The organism is Paraburkholderia acidiphila (assembly GCF_009789655.1).
In the GTDB taxonomy this organism is placed as follows: domain Bacteria; phylum Pseudomonadota; class Gammaproteobacteria; order Burkholderiales; family Burkholderiaceae; genus Paraburkholderia; species Paraburkholderia acidiphila.
Genome location: NZ_CP046909.1, coordinates 1,549,979 through 1,571,747, shown reverse-complemented (window position 1 = coordinate 1,571,747; position 21,769 = coordinate 1,549,979). Strand labels below are relative to the sequence as shown.

The 21,769-nt window shown below is 64.7% G+C and carries 17 protein-coding genes; 15 read left to right on the top strand and 2 right to left on the bottom strand.

Annotated elements, in window-relative coordinates:
- Positions 1-160 precede the first annotated feature (160 nt).
- The 10 genes from FAZ97_RS06985 to FAZ97_RS06945 all read left to right on the top strand — a co-directional run bounded on the left by FAZ97_RS06985 (position 161) and on the right by FAZ97_RS06945 (position 12,027).
- Positions 161-592 carry a PRC-barrel domain-containing protein gene (locus FAZ97_RS06985; RefSeq protein WP_158757786.1) on the top strand — a complete coding sequence of 144 codons (432 nt, stop codon included), beginning with the start codon at positions 161-163 and terminating at the stop codon, positions 590-592.
- 135 nt (positions 593-727) lie between these two features.
- A complete protein-coding gene (gene ppk2, locus FAZ97_RS06980) occupies positions 728-1,549 on the top strand; it encodes a polyphosphate kinase 2 (protein ID WP_158757785.1) in 822 nt (273 codons plus the stop codon).
- A 90-nt stretch (positions 1,550-1,639) separates the two neighbouring features.
- Positions 1,640-1,894 carry an RNA-binding protein gene (locus FAZ97_RS06975; RefSeq protein ID WP_158757784.1) on the top strand — a complete coding sequence of 85 codons (255 nt, stop codon included), beginning with the start codon at positions 1,640-1,642 and terminating at the stop codon, positions 1,892-1,894.
- Positions 1,895-2,118: 224 nt separating this feature from the next.
- Positions 2,119-4,113, top strand: a complete 1,995-nt coding sequence (locus tag FAZ97_RS35180) for an acetoacetate--CoA ligase (RefSeq protein ID WP_199272083.1) — start codon at positions 2,119-2,121, stop codon at positions 4,111-4,113.
- Between the two features lie 123 nt (positions 4,114-4,236).
- A complete protein-coding gene (locus tag FAZ97_RS35175; protein WP_199272082.1) occupies positions 4,237-5,241 on the top strand; it encodes an AraC family transcriptional regulator in 1,005 nt (334 codons plus the stop codon).
- A gap of 218 nt (positions 5,242-5,459) precedes the next feature.
- A complete protein-coding gene (locus tag FAZ97_RS06965) occupies positions 5,460-7,250 on the top strand; it encodes an acyl-CoA dehydrogenase (RefSeq protein ID WP_158757783.1) in 1,791 nt (596 codons plus the stop codon).
- A 43-nt stretch (positions 7,251-7,293) separates the two neighbouring features.
- Entirely contained in the window at positions 7,294-8,967 is a 1,674-nt protein-coding gene (locus FAZ97_RS06960; RefSeq protein ID WP_158757782.1) for an electron transfer flavoprotein-ubiquinone oxidoreductase, read from the top strand.
- Positions 8,968-9,103: 136 nt separating this feature from the next.
- Positions 9,104-10,258, top strand: a complete 1,155-nt coding sequence (locus FAZ97_RS06955; protein WP_158757781.1) for a CaiB/BaiF CoA transferase family protein — start codon at positions 9,104-9,106, stop codon at positions 10,256-10,258.
- 67 nt (positions 10,259-10,325) lie between these two features.
- On the top strand, positions 10,326-11,075 hold the full coding sequence (locus FAZ97_RS06950; protein ID WP_158757780.1) for an electron transfer flavoprotein subunit beta/FixA family protein: 750 nt from the start codon (positions 10,326-10,328) through the stop codon (positions 11,073-11,075).
- A gap of 10 nt (positions 11,076-11,085) precedes the next feature.
- Complete coding sequence (locus FAZ97_RS06945; RefSeq protein WP_158757779.1) at positions 11,086-12,027, top strand: electron transfer flavoprotein subunit alpha/FixB family protein; 942 nt, start codon at positions 11,086-11,088, stop codon at positions 12,025-12,027.
- Between the two features lie 121 nt (positions 12,028-12,148).
- Here FAZ97_RS06945 and FAZ97_RS06940 read toward each other — a convergent pair whose 3' ends face one another.
- The gene (locus tag FAZ97_RS06940; RefSeq protein WP_158757778.1) at positions 12,149-13,228 is read right to left on the bottom strand and encodes an MBL fold metallo-hydrolase; all 1,080 of its coding nucleotides are present in this window, start codon (positions 13,226-13,228) and stop codon (positions 12,149-12,151) included.
- Between the two features lie 326 nt (positions 13,229-13,554).
- Between FAZ97_RS06940 and FAZ97_RS06935 the strand changes: the two genes are divergently transcribed.
- On the top strand, positions 13,555-13,779 hold the full coding sequence (locus FAZ97_RS06935) for a hypothetical protein (RefSeq protein ID WP_158757777.1): 225 nt from the start codon (positions 13,555-13,557) through the stop codon (positions 13,777-13,779).
- A 441-nt stretch (positions 13,780-14,220) separates the two neighbouring features.
- Here the strand turns inward: FAZ97_RS06935 and FAZ97_RS06930 are convergent, their stop codons facing one another.
- Positions 14,221-14,517 (bottom strand): hypothetical protein, encoded by a 297-nt coding sequence (locus FAZ97_RS06930; RefSeq protein ID WP_158757776.1) that lies wholly within the window; start codon positions 14,515-14,517, stop codon positions 14,221-14,223.
- 364 nt (positions 14,518-14,881) lie between these two features.
- On the opposite strand from FAZ97_RS06930, the gene FAZ97_RS06925 reads away from it, so the two are divergent.
- The 4 genes from FAZ97_RS06925 to FAZ97_RS06910 all read left to right on the top strand — a co-directional run bounded on the left by FAZ97_RS06925 (position 14,882) and on the right by FAZ97_RS06910 (position 21,620).
- Positions 14,882-15,799, top strand: coding sequence for a class I SAM-dependent methyltransferase (locus tag FAZ97_RS06925; RefSeq protein ID WP_158757775.1), 918 nt, complete (start codon positions 14,882-14,884; stop codon positions 15,797-15,799).
- Positions 15,800-15,952: 153 nt separating this feature from the next.
- Positions 15,953-17,425: a TolC family protein gene (locus tag FAZ97_RS06920; RefSeq protein ID WP_158757774.1), complete on the top strand. Its 1,473-nt coding sequence runs from the start codon at positions 15,953-15,955 to the stop codon at positions 17,423-17,425.
- Between the two features lie 5 nt (positions 17,426-17,430).
- Positions 17,431-18,570: an efflux RND transporter periplasmic adaptor subunit gene (locus FAZ97_RS06915; RefSeq protein WP_233271648.1), complete on the top strand. Its 1,140-nt coding sequence runs from the start codon at positions 17,431-17,433 to the stop codon at positions 18,568-18,570.
- The gene (locus FAZ97_RS06910; protein WP_158757773.1) at positions 18,567-21,620 is read left to right on the top strand and encodes an efflux RND transporter permease subunit; all 3,054 of its coding nucleotides are present in this window, start codon (positions 18,567-18,569) and stop codon (positions 21,618-21,620) included. The genes FAZ97_RS06915 and FAZ97_RS06910 overlap by 4 nt, the downstream gene beginning before the upstream one ends.
- Positions 21,621-21,769 lie beyond the last annotated feature (149 nt).

Below are 21,769 nucleotides of genomic sequence, written 5' to 3'. Positions count from 1 at the left end.
ATTACCCAGCGGACCGCAAACGCCGTGCCGCCCAACACGCTCGGGGCACGCTCTACCGTATCCTGTGATAGATCCTCTTGATGGCGAACGTAGGACGCCGGGCACAGCGCTTGCATTTGCGCGGTATTCACCATGCATTCGCACAAGGGAGGGGGATACCATGAGGACACAATCGAATCGCCCGCTGAATTCGCGCGACCTGGTTTGCCGCAGCGCATCGGCACTCGTCGTCGCGCTTGGGTGTGCTTTGGGCGCGCCGTCTGCCACGTTCGCGCAGGGCGCGCCGCAATCGATCGCCGTGCAGCGCATGGCGACGGTGCAATCGGGTACCGGTTTTCGCGCGTCGAAGCTCGTGGGCTCCGATGTCTACGACAATAGCGGCGGCAAGATCGGTGCGATCGACGACATCGTGCTCGAGTCGCCTGATGCAGGCGCCTTCGCGATTCTCTCCGTGGGCGGCTTCCTGGGCATGGGCAAGCATCTCGTGGCCGTGCCTTTTGGCGATCTGCGTATCGACAGGAAACAGATCGTACTGCAGACGGATAAAGCGCAGCTAAAGGCCATGCCCGAGTTCAACTACGCGCACGACTGACGCTCCCGCGCGCTCGCGCTTGCTGGAGGTCAAGCTGGCCCGTGCCTTGGTCCAAAGTCCTATTGCGCGCGCTTCGTCCACACACCATAGTGGATGGATGCCTCGTGGGAGGCGTCTGAAGCGGGGAGCAATTCAATGGCGAAGAAAGAGGCGGTCAAGGGCGCGAATGCAGCGGAGCCGGCGGAAAAACTCAGCGAAAAAGCCTATCAAAAGGAGCTCGAGCGCTTGCATGGCGAACTCGTTCGCTTGCAGGAGTGGGTCGTGCAGAAGCGCCTGCGGGTGTGCATCCTGTTCGAAGGCCGCGATGGCGCCGGCAAGGGCGGCACGATCAAGGCGCTCACCGAACGGGTGAGCCCGCGCGTGTTTCGCGTATTCGCGCTGCCCGCGCCCACGGAGCGCGAAAAGTCGCAAATGTACTTCCAGCGTTACCTGCCGCTCTTGCCCGCTGCCGGTGAAATCGTGGTGTTCGACCGCAGCTGGTATAACCGCGCGGGCGTCGAGCGCGTGATGGGCTTTTGCACACCGGAACAGGCGACGGAATTCCTGCGCGGCGTGCCGCTCATCGAGCGCGCCATCATCGACTCGGGCACGATTCTGATCAAGTTCTGGCTCGAAGTGAGCCCGAAAGAGCAGACCCGGCGCCTCGAAGGGCGCATCAACGATCCGCGCAAGATCTGGAAGCTTTCGCCGATGGACCTGCTGTCGTATAGCCGCTGGTACGACTATTCTCGTGCGCGCGACGAGATGTTCGACATGACCGATACGCCGGAATCCCCATGGTTCGTTGTCCGATCCGATGACAAGAAGCGCGCCCGCCTGAACGTCATCAACCATATTCTGAACACTGTTCCGTACCAGGCGCTGCCGCGCGAGAAGGTCACGCTGCCCGAACGCCAGAAGCCGCAAGGCTACCGCGACCCGGACTACCCCTACCGGTACGTGCAGGAGAAGTACTGAGCGGTGCGCGCCAGCCATCCTGCCCGGCTTGTCATCGCGCCGGATCAAACCACACTATCATCAAGATTGAACGCACACGAGGGGTAGACCATGGCCGATCTGCTGCTGGGAAATATCGACGAACACGTCACGGACGCTGAAATCAACGAGTTTCTGGAGCGCTACGGTTTTCCGCCGTACGACGCGATTCAGCGCATTGAGGGAGCGGGGCGTCCCAGTGCGCTGCTCACCTTTCACGCCGCGAGCGAAGAGGGGCTGCGCAGGTTGCAGGGCCGCATTCACAACCTGTTCTGGCGCGAGCACACGATCAGCGCGCAGGTCATGCCGCCAGTACGCGAGGAGTAGGCCGGAGCGAACGGACAACAGGGCGCGCACCACGGCTTCGCCAGCCGCGGTGCGCGCCTTGCGTTTTCAGGTACCGTTTCGAGGCGCCCGGTCCGATGAAGTCATCGCGACATGGTCGTCGCCGATGTAAGCGAGCATCTTCCACTGGTTTCCCTGAATTGTTCGAGGCGCGCCGGCTCCGGCACCATTAGGTCAGACGAACTCGCAAGCGCCCACGCAACGAGATGAACGAAACGCTCCCCGCATCCCCTCCGGCCTGGACCCCGACGCCGCAGCAGGTCGAATCGGCCCGCATCACCCAGTTCATGAAGTGGCTCGGCGAAACGCACGGTCTCGCTTTCGACGACTACGACGCGCTATGGCGCTGGTCCGTCGAGGACGTCGACGCCTTCTGGCGCGCGCTCTGGGACTGGGCGCAGATTCCCTCCCGCGCGCCGCGCGGGGTGGCGCTCGCCGACGCCGCCATGCCCGGCGCGCGCTGGTTTCCCGGCGTCGAGCTGAACTACGTCGAACGGGCGTTCCAACTGGCGAGCGATGCGCGGCCCGCGATCGTGTCTCGCAGCGAGAGCGGGCCGATGGCCGGGCGCACGCGCGAATTGAGCTGGGCGGAACTGCGCCGCCAGGTGGCGGCCTGCGCGGCCACGCTGCGGCGTATGGGCGTGACCCGCGGCGACCGCGTGGCGGCTTTCATGCCGAACACGCCCGAGACCGTCGTGGCATTTCTTGCCACGGCGAGCGTCGGTGCGATCTGGTCGGTGTGCTCGCCCGACATGGGGCCTCTCGCCGTGCTCGACCGCTTCCGGCAGATCGAGCCCAAGGTGCTGTTCGCCGTGGACGGCTATCGCTACGGCGGCAAGCCGCACGACCGGCGCGAGCTGATCCACCATTTGCTGCGCGAATTGCCGAGCGTGGCTCACCTCGTGTTCGTGCCGCAGCTCGACGCGGACGCCAACGCAAAGGAGTACCCGCACGCCACGGCGTGGCGCGACGCCGTCGCTGGAAACGTGCCGCTGCAGATCGAGAGCGTGCCCTTCGACCATCCGCTGTGGATCGTCTATTCGTCGGGCACGACAGGGATGCCCAAGGCGATCGTGCATTCGCATGGTGGCATCGTGGTGGAGCACGTGAAGCTTACGGCGCTGCACCTCGACCTGAGCCCCGGCGACCGTTTCCACTGGTACGCCAGCACGAACTGGATCATGTGGAACTGCCAGGTGGGCGGCCTGCTCGCGGGGGCGACGCTCTGCCTTTACGACGGCAACCCCACGTACCCCGATGCGCAGGCGCTGTGGCGCTTCGTGGGCGAAGCGGGTGTCACGTTCTTCGGCGCGGGGGCGGCGTATTTCCAGGGATGCCTGAAGTCCGGTGTCGAGCCGCGCGCGGCGGCGGATCTCTCGCGCCTGCGCGCGGTCGGTTCGACCGGCTCGCCGCTGCCGCCCGAAGCGTACGCATGGATACTCGAGCACGTGGGGCCGGTCTGGATCGACGCGATTTCGGGCGGCACCGATTTCGCGGGCTGCTTCCTCGCGGGCGTGCCGACCTTGCCGGTTTATCTCGGCGAAATGCAGTGCCGATGCCTTGGCGCGCGAGTCGAGGCATTCGATGAGGCAGGGCACGCGCGCATCGACGAAGTCGGCGAACTCGTGTGTACCGCGCCCATGCCTTCGATGCCGCTCTACTTCTGGCGCGACGAAGCGAACCGGCGCTACCGTGAAAGCTACTTCGACATGTTTCCCGGCATCTGGCGCCACGGCGACTGGCTGCGCATCACCCCTACGGGCGGCGCGATCATCTACGGTCGCTCGGACGCCACCATCAACCGCCACGGCATACGCATGGGCACGAGCGAGCTGTATCGCGCGGTGGAGTCGGTGCCCGAGGTGCTGGACAGCCTCGTGGTCGATCTGGAGTACCTGGGGCGCGCCTCGTCGATGCCGCTCTTCGTGGTGCTGCGCCCCGGCGTCGAGCTGACCGACGCGCTCGCGCAGCGCATTCGCGCGTGCGTGCGCGAGGCGCTTTCGGCGCGCCACGTGCCCGACGAGATCCATCAGGTAGCGGCCATTCCCCGCACGCTTTCGGGCAAGAAGATGGAGGTGCCGATCAAGCGGCTTTTGCTCGGGCAGCCGCTCGATAAAGTGGCCAATCCGGACACCATGGCCAATCCGGAAAGTCTCGCGTGGTTTGCGGCTTTTGCGCGCGCGAGGGGCGCAGTGCAGTAAGCGGCTCGCGGCAACACAAGACTTCGGGGCGCGGCAGCGCCGGTTTTGCCGAGCCGTTTTAGAATGGCGCGCGCGGGCTGACGCCACTGTCGGTCCGTTTCCACGGCCACCCATCGTCAACGCATGCCATCGCCTAGCGCTACCGTTCCCATCTCGCTCGTCAACGGCTTTCTCGCCGGCGCCGGTGCCGAGCCCGCCGTGATCCGCCGCTATCTCAACGAGGCGGGCATCGCGCTGGAACTGCTCGCCAAGCCGGGTGGCCGGGTGACGGAAGAGCAGTTCTCCACGCTCTATCAGACGCTCGCCATCGAACTCGACGACGAGATGCCCGGCATCTTCAGCCGGCCGCTGCGCAGCGGCACGCTCAAGTTTCTTTGCCTGAGCCTGCTCGATGCGCGCAACCTCGAAACGGCGCTGCATCGCTTCGACCAGTTTTTCCACATCGTGCTCGACGATTTCCGGCTCGAATCGCGCCGCCAGGGGCTCGTGGCCCAGGTGGCATTGCGCGCCAATGCCGCGTATGGCGCGATCGGGCCGCTCGGGCAGGAACTGACGCTCAAGCTCGCGCACGGCGTGTGTTCCTGGCTGATCGGCCAGCGCATTCCGCTTCTGCAAGTCGATTTCGCGTGTGCCCAGCCGCCGCACGCGCTCGATCACCGCTACTTCTTCCATGGGCCCGTGCGCTTTGGCAGCGAGGCCACGCTGATGCGCTTTAGCGCGGCCTATCTCGACATGCCGATCCGGCAGAGCAAGCGCAACCTGCGCGCGTTTCTCGCGCGCTCGCCCGGCGACTGGATCTTCGAAACGTTCAGCGAGCAGCTCGTGAGCCACAACGTGCGTCAGTACCTCGCCGCGCAGCTGCCCGACCTGCCGACCATCGAAGCGGCGGCCGAAAACCTGCACTGCTCGGTGCGCACGCTCTGCCGGCGCCTCGCCGCGGAGGAGACCACCTTCCAGGCGCTCAAGGACGAGCTGCGCCGCGACGTGGCGATCCAGCGCCTCACCGACACCCAGGACACGATCGCGGCCATTGGCGGCGATCTGGGTTTCGACGATCCCAGCGCCTTCCATCGCGCCTTTCGCCACTGGACGGGCAGCACGCCCGGCACTTATCGCCGCCGCGGCTGAGCGTCGCCCGGCACAAAACGGGGACGCCCACCCATGACGGGTGGGCACAGCAGCCGATAGCGTGGCCAGAATTGTCACCATGTGGTCCGGTTTGGACAGTGGTATGGCGACCGATTGCCGCTACGATCCGTCCTGTACTGCCGCAAGGTGGCCATCCCGATACCCTTGGCCCGGCGGCGCATCCAATTTGACCCCCTGAGTGACTGGAAGGACCGATCATGAGCTACAACGCCCCCGTCAAGGACATGCTGTTCGTGCTGAAAGAGCTGGCCGGCATCGACGCCGTCGCAACCCTGCCGGGTTTCGAGGACGCTGGTTTCGACACCGCGCAGGCCGTGCTCGACGAGTGCGCGAAGCTCTCCGGCGAAGTCATCGCGCCGCTGAACGTGGAAGGCGACCGCGCGCCGAGCAGCTGGCGCGATGGCGAGGTCACGGCAACGCCGGGCTTCGCGGGCGCGTTCCGCCAGTATGTCGAGGGCGGCTGGCAAGGTCTGCAACATCCGTCCGAGTTTGGCGGCCAGGCGCTGCCCAAGCTGATCGCCACGCCCTGCATCGAAATGCTCAACGCGGCGAACCTCTCGTTCGCGCTGTGCCCGCTGCTGACCGACGGCGCAATCGAGGCGCTGCTTACCGCGGGTAGCGAAGAACTGAAGGCGCGCTACGTGCCGAAGCTCATCTCGGGCGACTGGACCGGCACCATGAACCTGACCGAACCGCAAGCCGGCTCCGACCTCGCGCTCGTGCGCTCGCGCGCCGAACCGCAGGGCGACGGCACGTACAAGGTCTTCGGCACGAAGATCTTCATCACGTGGGGCGAGCACGACATGGCGGAGAACATCGTTCACCTCGTGCTGGCGCGCACGCCCAACGCACCCGAAGGCGTGAAGGGCATCTCGCTCTTCGTCGTGCCGAAGTTCCTCGTGAACGACGACGGCTCGCTCGGCGCGCGCAACGACGTGCATTGCGTGTCGATCGAACACAAGCTCGGCATCAAGGCGAGCCCGACGGCCGTGCTGCAATACGGCGACAACGGCGGCGCGATTGGCTATCTCGTGGGCGAGGAGAACCGCGGCCTCGAGTACATGTTCATCATGATGAACGCCGCGCGTTTCGGCGTGGGCATGCAGGGCGTGGGCGTGGCGGAGAGCGCCTACCAGAAGGCCGTGGCGTACGCGAAGGAGCGTGTGCAGAGCCGCCCCGTCGACGGCTCGCTCAAGCAGTCGGCCACCATCATCCATCACCCGGACGTGCGCCGCATGCTCGGCTCGATGCGCGCGATGACCGAAGGCGCCCGCGCGCTCGCTTATGTCGCAGCGGCCTATAGCGACAATGCGCACTACCATGCCGACCCGGAAGTGCGCGCGCGCAATCTCGCGATCTACGAATACCTCGTGCCGATCGTCAAGGGCTGGAGCACGGAAATGGTCAACGAGGTGACGAGCCTCGGCGTCCAGGTGCATGGCGGCATGGGCTTCATCGAGGAAACGGGCGCCGCGCAGTACTACCGCGACGCGCGCATTCTCGCGATCTATGAAGGCACCACGGCGATTCAGGCGAACGACCTGGTCGGCCGCAAGACGGTGCGCGACGGCGGCGCGGTGGCGAAGGCGCTGCTTGGCGAGATCGCTCGCACTGCCGAAGAACTCGGGCAGGCCGGCGGCGCGGCAGCGGCATCGATGCGCGCGCAACTGGAGAAGGGCGCGCGCGCGCTGGCGAACGTCGTCGACTACGTGGTCGCGAATGTCAAGAGCGACCCGAACGCGGTGTTCCTGAGCAGCGTGCCGTATCTCAAGCTCGCGGGCATCGTGCTGTGCGGCTGGCAAATGGCACGCGCACTGCTCGTCTCGCAACGCGAACTCGCGAACGACGCCGAGTTCCACGGCGCGAAGATCGCGATCGCGCAGTTCTATGCCGAGCACATTCTCCCGCAGGCAGGCGCCCTCGAAACGTCGATCCTGGCCGCAAAGGGCGACACTGGCGTGCTCGCGCTCAGCGAAGTGCAGTTTTGATCGGGCGGCTTAGGACGCTCAGTTAGCAAAGAAGGAAGAGGATATGTCGTCGAGTGATCTGATTGCGCAGTACGGCCCGCGAGAGTCGATGGAATACGACGTCGTGATCGTCGGCGGTGGCCCCGCCGGGCTGTCTGCCGCGATCCGCCTGAAGCAGCTGGCCGCGGAAAAAGGCACCGAAATCGGCGTTTGCGTGCTGGAGAAAGGCTCGGAAATCGGGGCGCATATCCTCTCGGGCGCGGTCATGGATCCGCGTGCCCTGAACGAGCTGATTCCGGACTGGAAAGAGCAAGGCGCACCGCTGAACGTGCCCGTGACCGAGGACAAGTTCCTCTTCCTCACGGAGACCGGCGCGAAGGGCGTGCCGAACTGGGCGCTGCCCGACAACTTCAAGAACCACGGCAACTACGTCATCAGCCTCGCGAACGTCACGCGCTGGCTAGGCCAGCAGGCCGAGGCGCTGGGCGTGGAAATCTTCCCGGGCTTTCCGGCCGCCGAAGTGCTCTACAACGACGACGGCTCCGTGAAGGGCGTCGCCACCGGCAACATGGGTGTCGGCAAGGACGGCGAGCCCACCGAGAACTTCCAGCTCGGCATGGAACTGCACGCCAAGTACACGCTGTTCTGCGAAGGCTGCCGCGGGCACCTGGGCCGTCAACTGAACGAGAAGTTCAAGCTGGGCAAGGACTCCGATCCTCAGGTCTATGGCATCGGCATCAAGGAACTGTGGGAGATCGATCCCTCGAAGCACCAGCCGGGTCTCGTGATTCACACGGCTGGCTGGCCGCTTGAGTCCGATACGTATGGCGGCTCATTCCTGTACCACATCGACAACAACCAGGTGATGGTGGGTTTTGTCGTCGGTCTGGCGTATCAGAACCCGTATCTCTCGCCGTTCGAGGAATTCCAGCGCTACAAGACGCACCCGGAAATCCGCAAGTACCTCGAAGGCGGCAAGCGCGTCTCGTATGGCGCGCGCGCGATCACCGCGGGCGGCCTGATGTCGCTGCCGAAGCTCGTGTTCCCGGGCGGCGCGCTCGTGGGCGACGACGCGGGCTTTTTGAACGCCTCGCGCATCAAGGGCAGCCACGCTGCAATCAAGACCGGCATGCTGGCTGCCGATGCAGCATTCGAAGCCGTGCAGGCCGGCCGCCAGAGCGATGAACTCGCGGCCTACCCCGAAGCGTTCAAGCAGTCGTGGCTCTACACGGAGCTGTACAAGGCGCGCAACTTCAAGCAGTGGATGAGCAAGGGCCTGTATCTTGGCACGCTGATGGTCGGCATCGAGCAGAAGCTGCTGGGCGGCAATGTGCCGTGGACGCTGCATCACCAGCATCGCGACCACGAGATGCTGAAACCGGCTTCGCAGTGCAAGCCGATCGAGTATCCGAAACCTGACGGCAAACTCACGTTCGACCGGCTCTCCTCGGTGTTCATCTCGAACACGAACCACGAAGAGAACCAGCCCGCGCACTTGACGCTGAAGGATGCGAGCGTGCCCGTCGGTATCAACTTCACGACTTACGCAGGCCCGGAGGCGCGCTTTTGCCCCGCAGGCGTCTATGAGTTCGTGAAGGACGAGCAGGACGACCATCGTCTGCAGATCAACGCGCAGAACTGCGTGCACTGCAAGACGTGCGACATCAAGGACCCGACGCAGAACATCGTGTGGGTCACGCCGGAAGGCGGCGGTGGTCCGAACTACCCGAACATGTAAGCACGGGGGCTGCGCGTTCGCGCCCCTTGTCGAACCATTCCCTTGCGCCGGCGCCACCCACCGTTACCGGGTGGGTCCAACCGCGACGGTTTGCCGTATGTTCTTCGTGACGACAACAACGCAACGGAGACAAGGCATGGGCGTATTGAGCGGTTTTCGCGTACTGGAGTTCGAGGCAATCGGTCCGGCTCCCTTCGGCACGATGCTGCTGGCCGACATGGGGGCGGACATCATCCGCGTGAACCGGCCCGTTGCTCCTGACGATCTCGGGCCAAAGCGCGAGGGCGCGCAGGTGGATGTGACGGGGCGCGGTCGCCGCTCGATCACGCTCGATCTCAAGCGACCCGAAGCGGCACAGGTCGCACTGGACCTGATCGCCGAGGCCGATGTCCTCATCGAGGGCTTTCGCCCCGGCGCAATGGAGCGGCTGGGCCTCGGCCCCGAAGCCGCGCTCGCGCGCAATCCGAAACTCGTCTACGGCCGCATGACCGGCTGGGGGCAGAGCGGGCCGCTCGCGCAGCGCGCCGGCCACGACCTCAACTACATCGCTCTTTCGGGCGTGCTCTCCGGCATCGGGCGCGCAGGAGAGGCGCCCGTGCCGCCGCTGAACCTCGTGGGCGACTATGGCGGCGGCGGCATGCTGCTCGCGCTCGGCGTGGTGGCGGCGCTATGCAACGTGCAGCGCGGCGGTGCGGGCCAGGTGGTGGACGCGGCGATGGTCGAGGGCGCGGCGCAACTCGGCTCGATCGTGTGGGGGCTCATGGCGTCCGGCAACTGGCGCGAAGCGCGCGAGAGCAATCTGCTCGACGGCGGCACGCCCTGGTATGACAGCTACCTCACGAAAGACGGCCACTACATGGCGGTGGGGGCGGTGGAATCGCGCTTCTATGCGCAGTTGCTCGACACACTCGGGCTCGCCAATGCCGACCTGCCGAAGCAGCACGACCGCAACGGCTGGCCCGTGCTGCGCCGGCATTTCGAGGCCGCGTTCCTCACGCGTACGCGCGACGAATGGTGCGCCGTGTTCGAGGGCAGCGATGCCTGTGTCGCGCCTGTGCTGGGCTTTTCCGAAGCGCCGAGGCATCCGCACAACGTTGCGCGCGCAAGCTTCGTCGAGGCGCACGGGGTTGTGCAGCCGGCGCCCGCGCCGCGCTTCTCGGCTACGCCTTCAGCCATCGGCCACAAGGCTCCGGAGAGAGGCGAGCATGGTCTCGCCGCGCTGCTCGACTGGGGCTTCGACGAAGCGACGATTGCGCGCATGCGTGAGCATGGGCTCGGCTATCAAAAGTAAGTGGTGCTGTGCAGCGCGCTTGTGCGCATCAGGCAGTGGCATCGAAGGTATCGAACTGGAGGAAGACATGAAGGTGTTGGTAGCAATCAAACGCGTGGTGGACGCCAACGTGAAGGTTCGCGTCAAGGCGGACGGCTCGGGCGTCGATCTCGCTAACGTCAAGATGAGCATCAATCCGTTCGACGAAATCGCCGTGGAGGAGGCCGTGCGGCTCAAGGAGCAGGGCGTGGCGAGCGAAGTGGTCGCCGTGTCGTGCGGTCCCGCCGCATGCCAGGAGACGCTGCGCACGGCCATGGCGATCGGCGCCGACCGAGGCGTGCTGATCGAGACGGACGCCGCGCTCGAACCGCTCGCCGTCGCCAAGCTCCTCAAGGCGCTGATCGAGCAGGAGGCGCCGCAGCTCGTGATTCTCGGCAAACAGGCCATCGACGACGACTGCAACCAGACGGGCCAGATGCTGGCCGCGCTCACCGCTCGCCCGCAGGCGACGTTCGCGAGCAAGCTCGAGATTTCCGAGGGCAAGGCGCGTGTGACACGCGAGATCGACGGCGGCCTCGAGACCGTGCAGCTTGCGCTGCCGGCGATCGTGACGACCGACTTGCGCCTGAACGAGCCGCGCTACGCCACGCTCCCCAACATCATGAAGGCCAAGAAAAAGCCGCTCGACACGACCACGCCCGCGCAACTCGGCGTGGACGTCGCGCCGCGCCTCGTCACGCTCAAGACCGCGGAGCCAGCCGGCCGCGCGGCCGGCGTCAAGGTGCCCGACGTCGCGACGCTGGTTGCGAAGCTGAAGAACGAAGCGAAAGTGATCTGAAGGAATGCAAATGACTGCTGGTAAACCGGTTCTGGTCGTCGCCGAGCACGACCACCTTTCGATCAAGTCGGCCACGCTCAACACGGTGACGGCCGCTCTCCAATGCGGCACTGAAGTGCACGTGCTGGTGGCGGGCCAGAACGCGGCAGGCGCGGCTGAGGCGGCGTCGCGCATTGCGGGCGTCGCGAAGGTACTGCACGCCGACGGCGCGGCACTCGCCGACGCGCTCGCCGAAAACGTCGCGGCACAAGTGCTGGCCGTGGCCGCCAACTATGGGCACATCCTTTTTGCCGCCACGAGCGCCGGCAAGAACGTCGCGCCTCGCGTGGCCGCGCTGCTGGATGTCGCGCAGATCTCCGAGATCACGCGCGTGGTGAGCGCGGACACGTTCGAGCGGCCGATCTACGCGGGCAACGCCATTCAAACCGTGCAGAGCGCCGAAGCGGTGAAGGTTGTCACCGTACGCATGACGGGTTTCGACGCGGCGGCGCAGGGCGGCGCGGCTCAGGTCGAAAGCGTCGCAGCGATCGCGGACAGCGGCCTCAGCGCGTTTGTCGAGCGCGTCGTGACGAAGAGCGAGCGGCCCGAGCTTGCGGACGCTCGTATCGTCGTGAGCGGCGGCCGGGCGCTTGGCAGCAGCGAGAAGTTCAACGCCGTGCTCACGCCGCTCGCCGACAAGCTCGGCGCCGCGCTCGGCGCGAGCCGCGCGGCCGTGGACGCAGGCTTCGCGCCGAACGACTGGCAAGTGGGGCAGACCGGCAAGATCGTCGCGCCACAGGTCTACATCGCGTGCGGCATTTCCGGCGCGATCCAGCATCTCGCGGGCATGAAGGACTCGAAGGTGATCGTGGCGATCAATAAGGATGCCGAAGCGCCGATCTTCAGTGTGGCCGATTTCGGTCTCGAAGCGGACCTGTTCGAAGCAGTGCCGGAACTGGTCGCGACGCTCTAGGCCCACGCGGGGCGGCCAGTGCAGGCGTACTGGCCGCCCCGATGAATTCCTGGGTTTTCCAGTGCGTGCCGTCGATGCGGCTTGTGGCAGGCAGGGCGTGATGCGCCTTCCCTGCCATTTTTTACGTGCGTGAATACCAGTACATGCCGTCGTCGCGCAGTTCGCGTTTCACTTCGCCGCGGTACGTCAGGTAGTTCAGGCACGCAAGGCTCTCGCCGGTCGCGAGGCTCATCTGTCCGAGATCGTCCTCGCCAATGCGCCGGGCGAACAGCGCACCGAACACATCCACGGCGCGACGCGGTTCGGCGAGCGTTGCGCGCAGACGCGCGAGGCTCTTGTCCTGGCCCTGGCGCAAACGGTCGATGCGCGCGTGCAGCCCGTAAAAGCAGTCGTTATGCGAGGGAAGCACGAGCACATCGTCCGGCACTTCGCGTTGAAGTTTGTCGAACGACGCGTACCACTGGGCCATGGGGTCCGCGTCGGGCTCGATCGGATACACCGAAACGTTCGAGGAGATGCGCGGGAGCACCTGGTCGCCGGAAATGAACAGCTTGAGCGCCGGGCAGTAGAAGCAGGCGTGCTCCGGCGAATGCCCCATGCCGACGATCACGCGCCAGTCGTGCCCGCCGATGCGCACGACCTCGCCGTCCTGCAGGCGCCGGAAGCTTTCGGGCAGCGCGTGGATATGCTGGCCGAAGCGGCCAAAACGCGCGCGGTAGACATCGATGGCCGACTCGCTCCAGCCTGCGCGGCGATAGAAGTCGAGCGCGTCGGCGGGCGCTTCGCGGCCCGTGTCGGCGGCGGCTACGCGGCAGTTGAAGTACTCGGTGCGCGTCATCCATAGCCGGCAGTCGAATGCGCGTGTCAGCCAGCCGGCCATACCCACATGATCCGGGTGCATATGCGTGACGAGCACGCGCGTCACGCGGGAAGCCGCTTGCGGCTCGCCGCCTTGCGCGAGGATCGCGCGCCACACAGCCGTGGCGGCGTCTGTCCGAGCGCCCGTGTCGATCACGGCGCAGCCGTCGGCCTCGTCGATGAGCCACACGTTGATGTGGTCGAGCGCCCACGGCAGCGGCATGCGCAGCCAGCGCACGCCTGGCGCGATCTCGAGGGTCGAGCCTGGCGCAGGCGGCGCTGCGTAGGGGTAGCGCAGCGCCGATTGCGTACTGGTAGAGATCTCTTCGGTGCGTTCAGTCATGCGTCGTGGCACATAAGGAAATAGGGTGCGCAAACTGTTGCGCATCGCGCAGGATAGCGCGAACGCGGCGTGGCCGCCCACCTTCGTTTGGGGGGCAGAGTGCAGACGCACGAACCTGCGGCACGACTTCGTGCTGCCGCGTCTGCTTACTTTTGTTTCTGCTTGTTGCTTCTCGTTGCCGCCTGTTTCGTTTTGTTGCCGGATGACGACGCCGGATGGCGTAGGATCGCCCCTCAACGTCGATATTTATTGCGCCGCAACAAAATGATGCCTACACTGACTTGGTCTGCCGGCTACTTCGACGCTTTCGCAAAGGAGGGCGTGACATGACAACTCGATCAAACCTATCGCATGCATCGCCGAAGCTGCACGTCTTCGAACAGGAAGGAGGGTGGCATTGGGGCATCACCATCCCTCGCAGCGCGGGAAGCGGCTTCAAGCTCATCGCGTACAGCGAAACGGCCTTTAATGGCGAAAGCGAAGCGCTGCGCGATGGCAGCCGTGCGCTCGAAAATCTTCCGGTAGACGCGGCGCTCGCGTACGCATCCTGAAACGACGCGTTTGCGATAAACGCGTTTTCAAAATCTTTTTACGGCACATGCAGTAGATGCCGTTCTGCGTGGCGCCGCTCGGTTTTACGCATTCACATCAGCTTCCCGCCTTCGTAACTCGTCCTGCCGCTGCCCTGACCAGCAGCGGCGCAGTCAATCGCCCGGTTTGCGTTCAGAGCGCAGCGCGCAAGCTGAGCGGTGGATGTGATGGCCGGCTGAGGCATGTTTCTGGTTGGGAAAGTTTTTCCAGGATATCGCCATATTATGATAATAATACTTATCTTCTCAGCACGATTTGGCTGACGCGCACAGCGCGGGTGGAGCGGTTTTGCCCAAGCGCAGCGGGCTTGCACGCCGCGGCTCTCGCGCGGCGTGCAAGCGGATAACGAACGCCGAAGTAGGGCGTAGCGTCGTCAGGTGGCGTCTATCACGCGCTTCACTTCACCCGACCTTATTGGCTTGCTCCTTCGCAAGCAGGCGTTGAGCCTGACGATCTCCTCGGTCTGCCTCCTGCGCGGTCTGCACCGATGTTTCGGTGGCTTCGGCCAATGCAACGCGCGCGGCATTGCTGATCGTGACGGCATACGAAGCCGTCGACGTCGAACCCTGTGTCGTCGTATTCGACTGCGATTGCGTCTTGCTGGCCGGTTGCGCAGCGGCAGTCGCCTGCGGGTTCTGCGCGCCGGTATTCGCCGCTGTTGTAGCGGCGGGTTGAGTAGAAACTGCCTGGATTGTCATCAGAAGGTCTCCAAAGAAAGAGAAAGAAAACCGTGAACAGCGCACGGTTTATCGGAGCACCTTCCCAATACTTAAGAAGTATTTATTTCGTGAAAACGAATCAAATTAAGGCTGGCATAAGCTACGGTTCGATTCGTATCCACGCCGTTCATAATGCCTCGCCAGCAAGCCTTACTGGGCGTGCCTTTCGAAGCTTTACCGGTATTTTCTGGAATGAAAGCGACTTTCATTCAGCGTAAAGGCGGGTAAAACTTTGCCAGTGCAAACAGGGACTCTACGTCGGGATTAATTCTTCGATAAGGAGTTCATCAGAATACAAAGCTACCATCCCGCAGGTCTTTCAAGTTTCCCCTGGTGATCTATCTTGCTGCCGCTTACGAACAACGTCACTCACGATAACTGGTCCACATGGATTCTCCGGCAGCGTCATGGCGACGATCGCGCTCATGAGAACAATGTCCGTGCCGAGATCACGAGATACGCAGACCGTGTGCTGGATTACGTTCGCCTTCGTCCAGGCATGACATTGGCCGACATCGGCACGGGTGATGGTCTCGTCGGGTTTCGTGCGATCGAACGGGCCGGCGTCTCGATCCGGGTGCTCATGACCGATATTTCGGCGCCGTTGCTGCGCCACACGGAAGCGACCGCCCGAAGTCTGGGCGTGAGCGGGCAGTGCGCATTCATACACGGTAGCGCCGAGAACCTGGAAGGCATGGCCAACGATGCTGTCGATGCCGCGACGATGCGCGCGGTTCTGGCATACGTAGAGGACAAGCCCGCAGCCATGCGCGCGCTCTACCGCATACTCAAGCCGGGCGCCCGCTTTGCCATTGCGGAACCGATTCTGCGTGACGAAGCGCTTGAGGTTTGTATGCTCAAGCGATTGGTCGATACCCGTGCATTCAATACCGAAGATCCGTTCTTTCCGTTGCTGCTCCGTTGCCGGGCGGCACAGTTCCCCGACACGGAGGAGAAAGCGCGCGCGCTGCCGATCACGAACTATGGCGAGCGCGACCTTGTTCGCTTCGCGATCGACGCGGGATTCACAGACATTCATCTGGAATTGCACATCGAAGTACGAACTGAAGACAGCCTGCCCTGGGAAACGTTTCTCCGTACCTCGCCGCACCCGTTGGCGCCTAGCCTGGAAGAGGTCTTCGAGAATGAATTCACCCACGATGAGCGTGTGTACCTGGAAGCTCGCATGCGCGCGATTTTCGAAAGCGGTACGCAGCTCGGCGCTGAGCGCATCGTATACCTGACGGCGAAAAAGCCATAGGTATTGAAGGCGAACCCCTGCTTAAGGATTGCATAAGCGTATACCCTGCAGAATGCGCCGCATGCCTGACGCTACGCCACGAACGTATGGCGTTTGTGTTCAGGTTCAGGCTCGCGCATTCATGCTGCGCGGGATTGGCTCAAGGAGTGCATTTTGCCCAGCCCGCAGTCTCGCGCGACATTACCGCGCGTCTTTCGTCTCTCCATTCCTGCTGGCACGCGCGCCGCGCTCGTCATCTTGACATCGGGCACCGCGCTGCTTGCCGGATGCGCAAGCTACGTCGCGCAGCCACTGGCTACGGGGCCTTCGCTGATCAAGCAGGAGTCGCTTGCGCGGGTTCGGATCGATCCTGCGAAGATGCCGTTGCCCGAGCTTGCAGCACATCGCTTCGATCCATCGGACGGCTTTGACATCGAAGACGTCGCGATGCTCGCCGTCGCCAATAATCCCGACCTGAAACTTGCGCGCGACGACCTTGGCATCACGCAAGCGCAGGCGTTTTCGACAGGACTCCTGCCGGATCCCCAAGTAAGCGTTTCCAGCGACTATCCCGGCGCTGTGGGGCTCTCGCGCGCGTTCAGCTATGGCTTGAGCATGGACGTCATGGCGATTGTCACGCGTGGCGCCAACACGAAGTCCGCCAACGCCACGGTACGCAAGACCGACCTCGGTCTGCTCTGGCAGGAGTGGCAGGTCGTGGCACAGGCGAAGCAACTGTACGTGAGAGCGCGCTTTCAGGACGAGGTGCTGCCGCTGCTCGAGCAGCAGACGGCACTGGCGCGCACGCGTTACGAACGCACCGCGCGCGCGGCAAGCGAGCACAACGTGACGGCGGACAGTGTCACTGCATCGCTCACCGCATACGAAGATGCTCGCAAGCAAAACACCGACATGCAGCGCGCGCGCGAGCAGACGCACCATGACCTCAACGCGCTGCTCGGCCTCGCGCCCGACACGACGCTTGTGCTTGCGGGCGACACGACCATCGCGCCAATGCCCGACGGAACACTCGATGCCGCCATAGCGTTGCTGCCGCAGCGCCGTCCGGATCTGATCGCGCTTCAGGCCGGCTACGAAGCACAGGAGCAAAAATATCGCGCCGCGATCCTCGGCCAGTTCCCGAGCCTCTCGGTCGGCTTTACGCGGCAGCGCGACACTTCGGAGATCTATACGAGTGGCTTCGCGATCAATCTCACGTTGCCGGTATTCAATCGCAATCGCGGCAATATCGCCATCGAGCAAGCGACACGGCAGCGTCTGGCGGACGAATACCAGACGCGCCTGAACGCGGCCTATGCGGATGTCGCGCACCTGCGTGCCGACAGTGCGATCGCTGCGCAGCAGCTCGAACAGGACGCTGCCGCGCTGCCACGGCTCGAACGTGCCGCTGCACAGGCGGCCGATGCCTACGCCGCCCGCAACATCCTGCTAGGGCAGTACGTCGACGCGCAAAGCGCGGCGCTCGCGCGTCGCATCGACGCCGCCACCGCGCGCGAAGCGTTAGCGGAGCAACGCATTGGACTCCAGGCGCTGCTCGGCGGTGCGATTCCCGATCCGTATCAGACTTCGCCCGCGCGGGGCGCCGCTGCTGAAAGCGCATCCTCCAACACTAACGTTGCACGTTGATCCCCATGACTGACCTCCGCTTCCTTTGCGCCATGCGTACGCGTGCCGCGGTCTGCGCACTCGGCGGTGCGGCCGCGTTAGCCGCCGGCGCAGCGCTATTCGCACCGCATGCCGCGCGCGCAGACGACAGCGGCACGGCGGGCGGCACGCCTGCGCCGTCCGCCGCAGTGCAAGTCGTGCACGTGATGCGCGAACCGGTTTCTCAAACCGTTGTCGCTTATGGCTCAGTTGCTGCCGCCGCCTCGAACGCAACGACCCTCAGCCTTTCGTATCTCGCGCGCGTGACGCGCGTGCTCGTACAACCCGGGCAGACCGTGGCGCGCGGCGCGCCCCTCTTCGTCGTGCAAGCCGATCCGAACGCCGTGATCGCCTATAACCAGGCACAAAGCGCGGCAACGCTCGCACGTGGCGAACTCTCGCGCACTGGCTCGCTCTTTCGCGACGGTCTCGCCACACAATCGCAGTTGGCGGCGGCGCAAAAGGCGCTGGACGACGCACAGCAGGCGCTCGCTGCTCAAAGCGCGACGGGCATCGCGCCGGGTTCGAAAACCGTGACGGCGCCTGTGGCTGGCGTCGTCACGCAGCTTGCCGCCGTGCCGGGCGACCAGATCCAGGCGGGCACGGCGCTCGCCCAGCTTGTTGCAGCCAATGGACCCGCGGGCAATGCCGCGAACGTAGCGCTAGGCGTCGAACCTGCCGACGCGCTCAAGTTGCGCGTTGGCGCACGCGTCGTGCTGCGCCCGCTGTCTGCCTCGCTCGGTTCGCAACGCGCACAAGGACGTGTCGTCCTTGTCGGCGCAGCCATTGACGCGCAGAGTCAGCTCGTCAATGTCGGCGCGAATGTGCCGCTCGCGGGCACCGCGTTCCTGCCTGGCACGCGCGTGCGTGCCGACATCGACACGCAGACCGGCACGTGGTGGAACGTGCCGCGCGCCGCGGTGCTTCAGGACGCGAGGGGTAGCTATCTGTATCAGGTCGCGCCGGACAACAAGGCGCACCGCGTCGATGTGACCGTGAAAGTCGAGCATGGCGATACGTACGGCGTGGATGGCGCGCTCGACGCTTCGCGGCCGCTCGTCGTCGTCGGCAACTACGAACTCGAAGACGGCATGGCCGTGCGCGTGGCGCAAGGCGGCGCGCGATGACGTTCAGCCAGTGGATGCAGCGCCATCGGCGCTCGCTTCTGTTCGTGATCGCGCTGGCAGCGCTTGCCGGCGCGCTGACCGCGTTGCGTCTGCCAATCTCGCTCTTTCCGAACGTGTCCTTTCCGCGCGCCGTGATTTCGCTCGATGCGGGCGATCGTCCAGCCGAACAGATGGCGACGCTCGTCACCATGCCGGTGGAAGAAGCGTTGCGTCGCGTACCGAACGTGCGCGACGTGGAATCTCGCACGAGCCGCGGTGCGGCGGAGATCTCGCTGAATTTCGACTGGGGCACGGACATGGCGCAAGCCACGTTGCAGGCGCAGTCAGCCATCGCCGAAATTCTCGCGACGCTGCCGCCGGGCACCACGATGCAAGTGCGCCGAATGGACCCGACGGTGTTTCCGGTCCTCGCATACAGCCTGACGTCGTCGCGATTGTCACTCGCGCAACTCTACGATCTCGCGCAGTTCCAGCTGCGTCCGCTGCTTTCTTCTGTTGCGGGCGTGGCGCGCGTGGACGTGACGGGTGGGGCGCGAGACGAGCTCGAAGTCGCCGTCGATCCCGCGCGCCTCGCGGCGTTCAAACTATCGGTCGCCGATGTCGCGCGCGCGATCGGCGCGGGCAACGTGCTGATGGCTACCGGCCGCATCGAGGACCACGACAAGCTCTATCTCGTCGTGGCCAATTCGGCATTCAGCGGGCTCGATACGCTGAAAGACGTGGTCGTCTCGTCCGCCGGGGCGACGCAGATCCGCCTCGGCGATGTCGCCACCGTCGCACAGGGCACCGTGCCGCAGTGGATTCGCGTCACTGCCGATGGTCACGACGCGGTGCTGATCAACGTCTATCAGCAGCCTGGCGCGAACAGCGTGGCGATGGCGCAGGCAATTCGCGCGCGCATCAGGGACTTCGGCGCGCAGATGCCGCAAGGCGTGAAGCTCGCGAACTGGTACGACCAGAGCGAACTCGTGATCGCCTCGGCCACGAGCGTGCGCGATGCCATCATGATCGGCGTCGTGCTCGCGGCGCTCACGCTCTTCGTGTTTTTGCGCAACACGAAGATCACGCTGATTGCCGTGGCGCTCGTGCCTGTGGTGATGGCCGCGACGATTTTGCTGCTCGACGTGTTCGGCATGGGTTTCAACATCATGACGCTCGGCGGGATGGCGGCGGCGGTGGGCCTCGTGATCGACGATGCGATCGTGATGATCGAGCACATCGCGCGGCGCATGCGTGAAGCGGGCGCCCAAGCGTTCCATGGCCGCGTGATGAGCGCCGCGCTCGAATTCACCCGGCCGCTCGCGGGCTCTTCCGCGGCAACGCTGATCATCTTTGTGCCGCTCGCGTTTCTCTCGGGCGTGACAGGCGCGTTCTTCAAGGCGCTTTCCGTGACGATGGCGAGCGCGCTTTTCATTTCGTTCCTTGTCACATGGCTCGCCATTCCGATTCTCTGCGACCGCTGGCTCACGGCGAAAGACGCTGAAGAGCATCGCGAGACGCGCTTCGCCGCGTGGCTCAACCGGACCTACGCGGGCCTCGTGTCGCGCGTGAGCGCTCGGCCCGTGTGGGTGCTCGCGCTCGTCGTTCCGCTCGCACTGCTGTCGGCGCTTGCGTTCACGCGCGTGGGGAGCGGATTCATGCCGTCGATGGACGAGGGCGGCTTCGTGCTCGACTATCACACGCAACCGGGAACGTCGATCGCGGAAACCGATCGTCTGATGCAGCAAATCGAAACGATCATTCGCGCGAACCCGAATGTGGCCACGTATTCGCGGCGCACCGGCGCGGGACTTGGCGGCGACCTGAACGAGCCGAACAAGGGTGACTTCTTCGTGCGCCTGAAGTCGGGCGGCCGCGAGCCGATCGATACGGTGATGGAGGAGATCCGTTCGCAGATCGAAGCAAATGTGCCTGGTGTGAGCGTCGAGCTTGCGCAGTTGATGGAGGACCTGATCGGCGACCTCACGGCGGTTCCGCAGCCCGTGCAAATCAAGATCTACTCGGACGACCCGAACGTGCTCGCTACCACGGCGCAACACGTGGCCGCACGCATCGGCAAGATTCGCGGCATCGTCGACGTGAACGACGGCATCAATCCGGCCGGCGACGCCATCGATCTGCGCATACGCCCCGACGCGGCTGCCGCCGAGGGCATGGACCCGCAGGCAATCGCGCAGCAGGTCTCGGACCTGCTCGACGGCAACGTCGCCACGCAGTTTCAGAGCGGCCCGAAGACGATCGGCGTGCGCGTACGGGCACAAGGCGCGCTGCAAATGACGGACACCGAACTTGCGCGCCTGCCGTTGCGCGCGCCGGACGGGCATGTGTTCGCGCTGTCGCGCGTGGCGGACCCGGTGCACGTGAGCGGCCAGCCCGAGATCAGCCGCGACAACCTCAAGCGCATGGTGGCGGTGACGGCGCGCATCGATGGGCGTGACCTCGGCTCGACCATCGCCGACGTGCAACGCGCGCTCGGCGATCCGGCGCTTTTGCCAAAGGGCGTCTACTACGAGCTTGGCGGGTTGTACCAGCAACAGCAGATCGCATTCAAGGGTCTGCTCGCGGTATTCGGCGCCGCTGTGGCGCTGGTGTTCGGCCTGCTGCTGTTCCTCTATGAGCGCTTTCGCGTGGCGCTCGCGGTGATGGCGATGCCGCTGCTGGCCACCGGCGCCGTTTTCATCGGACTGTGGGTGACGGGCATCGAGCTCAACATCTCCGCGATGATGGGCATGACGATGATCGTCGGTATCGTGACGGAGGTGGCGATCTTCTATGTCTCCGAGTTTCAGGGGCTTGTACGCGACGAAGGCATGCCGTTAGAGGAAGCGTTGCAGGCCGCGGGCCGCAACCGCCTGCGGCCCATCGCGATGACGACCATCGCAGCGATCCTCGCGCTGCTGCCGCTTGCCTTCGCCATTGGCCAGGGTTCCGCAATGCAGCAACCGCTGGCTGTCGCGATCATCTCGGGCCTGATCGTGCAGATGCCGCTCGTGCTGCTGGTGCTGCCTGTGCTGCTGCGTCTGTTGCTGCGGCTGAAGGAGGGCGGGTGAGTGGCGGCGGTGCGTTTGCAGACGTGGCGTTGCGAAGTCGTTTCCGCCGTATCGATTTCTCTTATCGGCGGCCGGGCTTGCAACCCAATCAGCCGGCCTCCCGTTGTGCACCGATAGACCGCGCCAAGCCTTGTCCAGCGTGGCTTTGC

Excerpts from the sequence above, each read along its gene's own strand:
- FAZ97_RS06930 (WP_158757776.1), bottom strand. The coding sequence starts at position 14,517 with ATGACAATCCAGGCAGTTTCTACTCAACCCGCCGCTACAACAGCGGCG.
- ppk2 (WP_158757785.1), top strand. The coding sequence starts at position 728 with ATGGCGAAGAAAGAGGCGGTCAAGGGCGCGAATGCAGCGGAGCCGGCG.
- FAZ97_RS06955 (WP_158757781.1), top strand. The coding sequence starts at position 9,104 with ATGGGCGTATTGAGCGGTTTTCGCGTACTGGAGTTCGAGGCAATCGGT.
- FAZ97_RS35175 (WP_199272082.1), top strand. The coding sequence starts at position 4,237 with ATGCCATCGCCTAGCGCTACCGTTCCCATCTCGCTCGTCAACGGCTTT.
- FAZ97_RS06945 (WP_158757779.1), top strand. The coding sequence starts at position 11,086 with ATGACTGCTGGTAAACCGGTTCTGGTCGTCGCCGAGCACGACCACCTT.
- FAZ97_RS06950 (WP_158757780.1), top strand. The coding sequence starts at position 10,326 with ATGAAGGTGTTGGTAGCAATCAAACGCGTGGTGGACGCCAACGTGAAG.
- FAZ97_RS06935 (WP_158757777.1), top strand. The coding sequence starts at position 13,555 with ATGACAACTCGATCAAACCTATCGCATGCATCGCCGAAGCTGCACGTC.
- FAZ97_RS06940 (WP_158757778.1), bottom strand. The coding sequence starts at position 13,228 with ATGACTGAACGCACCGAAGAGATCTCTACCAGTACGCAATCGGCGCTG.
- FAZ97_RS35180 (WP_199272083.1), top strand. The coding sequence starts at position 2,119 with ATGAACGAAACGCTCCCCGCATCCCCTCCGGCCTGGACCCCGACGCCG.
- FAZ97_RS06985 (WP_158757786.1), top strand. The coding sequence starts at position 161 with ATGAGGACACAATCGAATCGCCCGCTGAATTCGCGCGACCTGGTTTGC.
- FAZ97_RS06975 (WP_158757784.1), top strand. The coding sequence starts at position 1,640 with ATGGCCGATCTGCTGCTGGGAAATATCGACGAACACGTCACGGACGCT.
- FAZ97_RS06915 (WP_233271648.1), top strand. The coding sequence starts at position 17,431 with ATGACTGACCTCCGCTTCCTTTGCGCCATGCGTACGCGTGCCGCGGTC.
- FAZ97_RS06965 (WP_158757783.1), top strand. The coding sequence starts at position 5,460 with ATGAGCTACAACGCCCCCGTCAAGGACATGCTGTTCGTGCTGAAAGAG.
- FAZ97_RS06910 (WP_158757773.1), top strand. The coding sequence starts at position 18,567 with ATGACGTTCAGCCAGTGGATGCAGCGCCATCGGCGCTCGCTTCTGTTC.
- FAZ97_RS06960 (WP_158757782.1), top strand. The coding sequence starts at position 7,294 with ATGTCGTCGAGTGATCTGATTGCGCAGTACGGCCCGCGAGAGTCGATG.